General features: G+C 68.6%; 5 protein-coding genes (1 of these 5 running past the window's edge). 2 read left to right on the top strand and 3 right to left on the bottom strand.

Features of this window, described 5'->3' with window-relative positions:
• Window positions 1–2,363: the 3' portion of a pitrilysin family protein gene (locus IM632_RS10165; RefSeq protein WP_296504233.1), read on the top strand. Its footprint begins 523 nt before the window's first position; only the last 2,363 of its 2,886 coding nucleotides appear in the window; its start codon lies beyond the left edge, outside the window; its stop codon occupies window positions 2,361–2,363.
• Here IM632_RS10165 and IM632_RS10160 read toward each other — a convergent pair whose 3' ends face one another.
• The 3 genes from IM632_RS10160 to IM632_RS10150 form a co-directional block, all read right to left on the bottom strand.
• Window positions 2,364–4,001 carry a choline dehydrogenase gene (locus tag IM632_RS10160; RefSeq protein ID WP_296481751.1) on the bottom strand — a complete coding sequence of 546 codons (1,638 nt, stop codon included), beginning with the start codon at window positions 3,999–4,001 and terminating at the stop codon, window positions 2,364–2,366.
• 75 nt (window positions 4,002–4,076) lie between these two features.
• Window positions 4,077–4,859, bottom strand: a complete 783-nt coding sequence (locus tag IM632_RS10155) for an enoyl-CoA hydratase-related protein (RefSeq protein ID WP_296481752.1) — start codon at window positions 4,857–4,859, stop codon at window positions 4,077–4,079.
• A gap of 53 nt (window positions 4,860–4,912) precedes the next feature.
• Complete coding sequence (locus IM632_RS10150) at window positions 4,913–5,443, bottom strand: gamma carbonic anhydrase family protein (RefSeq protein WP_293515381.1); 531 nt, start codon at window positions 5,441–5,443, stop codon at window positions 4,913–4,915.
• 291 nt (window positions 5,444–5,734) lie between these two features.
• On the opposite strand from IM632_RS10150, the gene IM632_RS10145 reads away from it, so the two are divergent.
• Window positions 5,735–6,502, top strand: a complete 768-nt coding sequence (locus IM632_RS10145; RefSeq protein WP_296481756.1) for a PhoH family protein — start codon at window positions 5,735–5,737, stop codon at window positions 6,500–6,502.
• The last annotated feature ends 19 nt before the right edge of the window (window positions 6,503–6,521 follow it).

The raw sequence follows: 6,521 nt of genomic DNA, 5'->3' as shown, positions 1-6,521 counted from the left end.
CCCCAGCGGCGGTGGAGCGGGAGCGTGGCGTGATCCTGTCCGAAGAGCGATCCGGCGACGGGCCCGCCCTGAGGGCGGCGCGGGCGGGCTCGGCCTTCCAGTTCGGGGAACAGCTGCCGCCACGGCGATTCCCGATCGGCGAGGTCGAGGTCCTGAAGAGCCTCGACGCCGCCCGCCTGCGCACCTTCTACCAGGCCTGGTACCGTCCAGAACGGGCGGTCGTTGTCGCGGTAGGCGACTTTGACCCCCAGCAGGTCGAGGCCCGTATCCGGGAGACCTTTTCCGACTGGAAGGCGGTCGGTCCCGCTGGAATCGCCCCGCCCCTCGGGAAGCTGGCGCGCCGGAGCCCGGAGGCGAAGGTTTTCGTAGACCCCGGACTGCCCAACGCCCTCGTGGCGACCTGGATCGACGATCCCGAAATGGCGCCCGATACCCTCGCCCGTCGGCGAACCAATCTCGAGCGTGCGCTGGTGGTGGCCATCCTCAACCGGCGCCTGTCCGACCTGGCGCGGAGCGGACAGCCGCCCTTCCTGGCGGCCGGCGCCTCGCTCGGTGAGCCCTACCGGATCCAGAAGACCGCCGGGATCTACGCCCTCGCCAGCGGCGGCGACTGGAGGAAGGCCCTGGCCGCCATCCTTGAGGAACAGCGCCGGATCGAGAGGTTCGGGGTCCGGGAGGACGAGCTCCAGAGGGTGATCACCGACACACGATCGGCCCTGACAGCGGCCCGCACCGGGTCGGGAACCCGGACCCCTGCGGCCCTGGCTGGGGCCATCGTCGGATCGATTACGACGCGCATCGTGGTGACCAGCCCCGAGCAGGACTTCGACTGGTTCGAACGCGAAGCCAAGACCCTCAGCGCCGCCGGGCTCAACAGGACTGCGGCGACGCTTTTCAGCGGATCGGGTCCCCTTGTCTTCATGACCAGCCCCAAGGCGATCGAGGGCGGTGAGGCGGTGGTCGCCGCAGCCGCCCGGGAGGCGCTGAAGACCAAGGTCGGGGCCACCGAGACCCAGGCGCTGGAGGCCTGGCCCTATGAGACCTTCGGCGCCCCCTCCGGGGTGGCCGAGCGCCGGGACATCGCAGACATCGACGCCGTGTTCCTGCGCTTCAACAATGGTGTGCGGCTGACCGTGAAGCCAACCAAGTTCAAGACCGACCAGATCCTGGTTCGGGTCAACTTCGGCGACGGTCGGCTGGCCCTGGACCCAAAGCGTCCGAACCCGGAATGGGCCAGGGGCGCCATGATCGAGGGTGGCCTCGGCAAGCTCTCGGTCAAGGATATGGAGCGGACCCTGTCCGGCCACATCTACTCTACGGGCCTCGGCATACTCGAGGACAGCTATGTGCTCTCAGGCGGGACGCGGGGCGAGGACCTTGACCTCCAGCTCCAGGTCCTGGCCGCCTACCTGACCGACCCGGGCTGGAGGCCCGAGGCGTTCGGTCGTTATTCCGCCCTCTCGGCGACGGTCCATGACCAGCTGGCCTCGACGCCGGCGGGCGTGCTCGGCCGGGACCTCGGGGCCCTGCTCCGCGGGGGAGACCGTCGCTGGGCCTTCCCCGGACGGGAAGAGCTGGCGGCGACCCGGCTCGAGGACCTCAAGGCCGCCCTTTCGCCCTCCCTGACCTCAGGGCCGGTCGAGGTGGTGATCGTCGGCGACATCACGGTGGACAAGGCCGTCGATGCGGTAGACCGGACCTTCGGCGCCCTCCCCGCCCGCCCGGCCCCGACGCCGCCGCCGGCAGAGCAGGTCAAGGTCAATCTCCCGCAGGGGGGCGGACTCGCGGTCGTGCGGACTCACAAGGGACGCGCCGACCAGGCGGTGCTCTACACCGCCTGGCCGACGACGGATTTCCTTGCCGATCCGAAGGGCGCCCGGGCCAACCGGCTCCTGGCCGAGATCCTGAACCTGAGGCTCACCGACGAACTACGGGAAAAGCAGGGCGCCACCTACTCTCCCAGCGCGGACTCCACCCAGAGCTGGCTCCTGCCCGGATATGGCTACATTTCCACTGTCGTCGAAATCCCGCCCGACAAGATCGAAGCCGTGACCCGGGATATCCAGCGCATCGCCGCAGACCTTGCGTCCGCGCCGCCGACCGCCGACGAGATGACCCGGGCGCGCAAGCCGGTCCTGGAAGGGATCCAACAGGCGCGAGAGACCAATGGGTACTGGCTGGGCACCCTGTCCGGCATGCAGGCCGATCCCCGCCAGCTGGACGCCTATCGCAGCTCGGTCCCCACCCTGGAGCGGCTCTCTCCCGAGGACATCCACGCCGCCGCGCGCCGGTGGCTGAGCCCGGATCGACTCTGGAGGCTGGAGGTGAGGCCGGAGCCGGTGGAGGCTCGGGCCACTCCCTGATCAGGCCGCGATCTCGGCGTCATCCGGCGCCGGGGCCGGAAGGCCGCGGATCATGTCCGCGGCCTTCTCGGCGATCATGATGGTCGGGGCGTTGGTGTTGCCCCCCACCAGGGTCGGCATGACCGAGGCGTCGATGACCCTCAGGCCCTTGAGGCCGCGCACACGCAGCTGGGCGTCGACCACAGCCATCGGGTCGCCGTCGGCGCCCATTCGGCAGGTGCCGACCGGATGATAGATGGTCTCAGCCGCCGAGCGGATCCATGCGTCGATGGCCTCGTCGCTCTCGACGTTCTCGCCCGGGAAGAGCTCCTCGGAGCGGTAAGGGTCGAGGGCCGGCTGCCGGGCCACCTCGCGCATCATGCGGACGCCCTCCCTGAGGGCCCGTCGGTCCTCCTCCGCCGAGAGATAGTTGGCGAAGATGGCGGGATCATCGAAGGGTTCCGCCGAACGCAGACCCACCCGGCCCCGGCTCTCGGGCCGCAGCTGGCAGACGTGGAAGGTAAAGCCGTCGCGGTTCACGACCGTCTTGCCGTGGTTCTGCATGACCGCGAGCACGCAGTGCACCTGAAGGTCCGGACGGTCGAGGTCCGGACGCGACTTCAGGAAGGCGCCGGACTCCAGAAACTGCCGGCGGCCTATGCCTTTCTTGAAGAGCAGGTAGTTGATCCCGACCAGCAGGGTCTTCAGGCCCTTGCGCTGGGAATAGATGGTGATCGGCTGGGGACAGGCCCACGACAGGGTGACGTCCAGGTGATCCTGCAGGTTCTGGCCGACGCCGGGCAGGGCGTGGACCGTCTCGATCCCGGCGGCGGTCAGGGCGGCGGGATCGCCGATCCCGGACAGCTGGAGGATTTGGGGCGACTGCACGGCGCCGGCGCAGAGCAGGACCTCCCGTATCGCCTTCGCCTGGGTGCGGACCCGGGTCTTCTCGTCGGCATACTCGACGCCGGTCGCCACGCCGTCCTCGACCAGGATCCGGGTCGTCCGCGCGCCGGTCACGCAGGTGAGGTTCGGGCGGGACAGGGCGGGATGGAGGTAGCCGCGGGAGGCGCTCCACCGCTCGCCGTCATGAACAGTCATCTGATAGGGGCCCCAGCCCTCCTGCTGGCGGCCGTTGAAATCCCGGGTCAGGGGATGGCCGGCCTGCGCACCGGCCTGGATGGCCGCAGCGTAGATCGGGTTAGGGTCTGAGGCCTTGGACACCTTCAGGGGACCGTCTGCGCCATGCCATTCGTCGGCGCCGCCCTCGAAGGCCTCTGACTTCTTGAAGTAGGGAAGGACGTCCCGGTAGGCCCAGCCCTCAAGACCCATCTGGCGCCACTGGTCGTAGTCCCGGGCGTGCCCTCGAATGTAGATCATGCCATTGATGGAGGACGACCCGCCCCAGCCCTTGCCGCGCGGCCACCAGAGCCGGCGGCCGTCCAGGTGGGGCTCAGGCTCGGTCCAGAAGCCCCAGTTGTAGTCACCCTTGTCACCGATCAGGCCGCCCACGCCGGCCGGCATGCGGACCATCAGAGAGTTATCCTTGCCGCCGGCCTCCAGCAGCAGAACACGAACCGAGGGGTCCTCGGTCAGACGGGCGGCCATGACACAGCCGGCGGAGCCAGCTCCGATGATGATATAGTCGTAGGCGTCCATGGGCGGACCTCTCAGCGAAGGGGCGTCAGTTGCGCCCTTCTGACGATCTTGCCCGCCCCCGGCAAGAGCCCCGCGTCAGCGCCCCTTCCAGTTCGGCGCCCGCTTCTGGGAGAAGGCCATAGGCCCCTCCACAAAATCCTCCGAGGTAAAGAGGGCCGAGACCGCAGGATAGCGGTTCTGGCCCCGGATCGCCGCCTCGAGGGTGGGTTCGTCCAGCCCCTTGAAGACCGCCTCCTTTGACGCGCGGATCGACATGGGCGACAGTTCGGCGATCTGCGCTGCCCAGCGGCGGGCGGCGGCCATCAGTTCGCCGGCGGGGGCCACTTCGTTGACGAAACCCAGGGCCTCGCCTTCTGCGGCCGAGACCCGTCGGCCGGTCAGGATCATGCCCATGGCGCGCTTGACGCCGATCGCCCGGGGCAGCCGGTGAAGGCCGCCGGCCAGGGCGGCGAGGCCGACCCTGGGCTCGGGAAGGGCAAAGACCGCCGCCTCCGAGGCGACGATGATGTCGCAAGCAAGGGCGATCTCGAAGCCGCCGCCCATGGCCACGCCGTTCACGGCGGCGATGAGGGGCTTGTTCAGGTCGAAGCGGGAGGTCAGGCCGGCGAAGCCTGTCGGCGGGCTACGCATCTCTCCGCCCGTCGCCTGGTGCTTGAGGTCGTTACCGGCCGAGAAGGCGCGGTCGCCCGCCCCCGTGATGATCCCGACCCACTGGTCCGGGTCCGCCGCGAAGGCGTCAAGGACCTCATGCATCTCGAAGTGAGCGGGCGAATGCAGGGCGTTCATCACGTCCGGGCGGTTCAGCGTGATGATGGTGACGTGACCCTCGCGGTCGACGCGGATGTGTTCGTAGGCCATGGCCCTGCTCCCTGGTGTTTCTCGGTCCAGAAAGCGGGCTGCAAGCCCTCCGGTCAACCCTTGTGGCGGAGGCTGGCGCGGTAGCGCTTCCAGTTCTCGACATAGTGTCGGGCGCCGAGGGCGACAGACTGGGCCTGGGCGTCCGAGAGTTCCCGGACCACCTTGCCCGGCGCGCCCATGACCAGGGAGTTGTCGGGGATTTCCTTGCCCTCGGTGATCAGGCAGTTGGCGCCGATCAGGCAGTTTCTCCCGATCCGGGCGCCATTCAGGATGATGGAGCCGATCCCCACCAGGGTGTTATCGCCGATGGTGCAGCCGTGAAGCATGACCATGTGCCCGACGGTCACGTTCGCCCCCAGGGTCAGGGGCGATCCGGTGTCGGTGTGCAGGACCGATCCGTCCTGGACGTTGGAGTTCTCCCCGATGACGATGGGGTCGTTGTCGCCCCGAAGGGTCGCCCCCCACCAGACCGAGGCGTTGCGCTTCAGGATCACGCGCCCGATCACCGCAGCGTTGGGCGCAATCCAGTACTCGTCATCCTCAGGCAGCTCCGGCGTCGCATCGCCCAGTTGATAGACTGACATGGCGTCTCCCGTGACCTTTTGGTGAACGACGCGTTCACGCTTCCGCAACCGTGCTGCTAGCATTCTAGAGGGGCGATTCGGGGCTGCGAAGTCCTTCCGAAGAGCACCTGTCCCGCAGCCGGGAGAGTTCATGGCGTCGACGTCTACAGGGCGGCCTCAACCGCCGGTCAGGAACGGGAAGTGTGGCCCGCCGGGCGCCTTCCGACGCCGCGCCGTCCTTTGCCAATTTCGTTTCCCTGGGGGCGATCCATACCGGATGCGCCCCTTTTTCATGCCCAGTCGGAGGCCCTCATGACCAAGCGAGCCCTGAAGCGTCAGCTGCGCGAAGGCGCCCTGGATCTTTCCGAGTTCGAGGGAGATCCCAGGATTCGCCGGCTGCCGGTCGAGCGAGCCTGGTCTCCCTTGCCGCGCCGGGTCGACGACGAACGCGACCAGGCCTTCGTCAAGACGGTGCGGCCCATGTCCGAGGGGCAGAAGGCGATGATGGAGGCCGTGGACACCCACAACCTGGTCCTCGCCCTCGGCCCGGCCGGGACGGGAAAGACCTACCTGGCCATCGCCAAGGCCGTTGAAGCCCTAGAAGCCGGCAAGGTCGGCCGGATCGTGCTCTCCCGCCCCGCCGTGGAGGCCGGGGAGTCCATTGGCTTCCTGCCGGGCGAGATGGAGGACAAGCTCGCCCCCTACCTTCGCCCTCTCTACGACGCCCTCTCCGACCGTCTGTCCATGAAGCGGGTGCGGGCCATGATGGCTGAGGGGATCATCGAGATCGCTCCCGTCGGCTTCATGCGGGGACGGACCCTCAACAACGCCTTCGTCGTCATCGACGAGGCGCAGAACTGCACTTACGTCCAGCTCAAGATGCTGCTGACCCGCCTCGGGTGGCATTCCACCATGGTGGTGACGGGCGACCCCGCCCAGTCGGACCTCTTGCCGGAACTGTCCGGCCTGGCGCCGGTCGCCGAGCGGCTGGAGGCGGTCGGCAACATCGCCGTGGTGCGCCTCGCCGACAGGGACATCGTGCGCCACCCGCTGGTGGCCGAGATGCTCGGGGTCCTCTGAGGGGGACCCCGGCCCGGGA

The organism is Phenylobacterium sp. (assembly GCF_020402505.1).
Classification (GTDB): domain Bacteria; phylum Pseudomonadota; class Alphaproteobacteria; order Caulobacterales; family Caulobacteraceae; genus Phenylobacterium.
This window is presented reverse-complemented; position numbering and strand designations above follow the sequence as displayed.

Bases quoted from the DNA above. Each gene is read 5' to 3' on its own strand.
- IM632_RS10160 (WP_296481751.1), bottom strand. From the start codon at position 4,001: ATGGACGCCTACGACTATATCATCATCGGAGCTGGCTCCGCCGGCTGT.
- IM632_RS10155 (WP_296481752.1), bottom strand. From the start codon at position 4,859: ATGGCCTACGAACACATCCGCGTCGACCGCGAGGGTCACGTCACCATC.
- IM632_RS10150 (WP_293515381.1), bottom strand. From the start codon at position 5,443: ATGTCAGTCTATCAACTGGGCGATGCGACGCCGGAGCTGCCTGAGGAT.
- IM632_RS10145 (WP_296481756.1), top strand. From the start codon at position 5,735: ATGACCAAGCGAGCCCTGAAGCGTCAGCTGCGCGAAGGCGCCCTGGAT.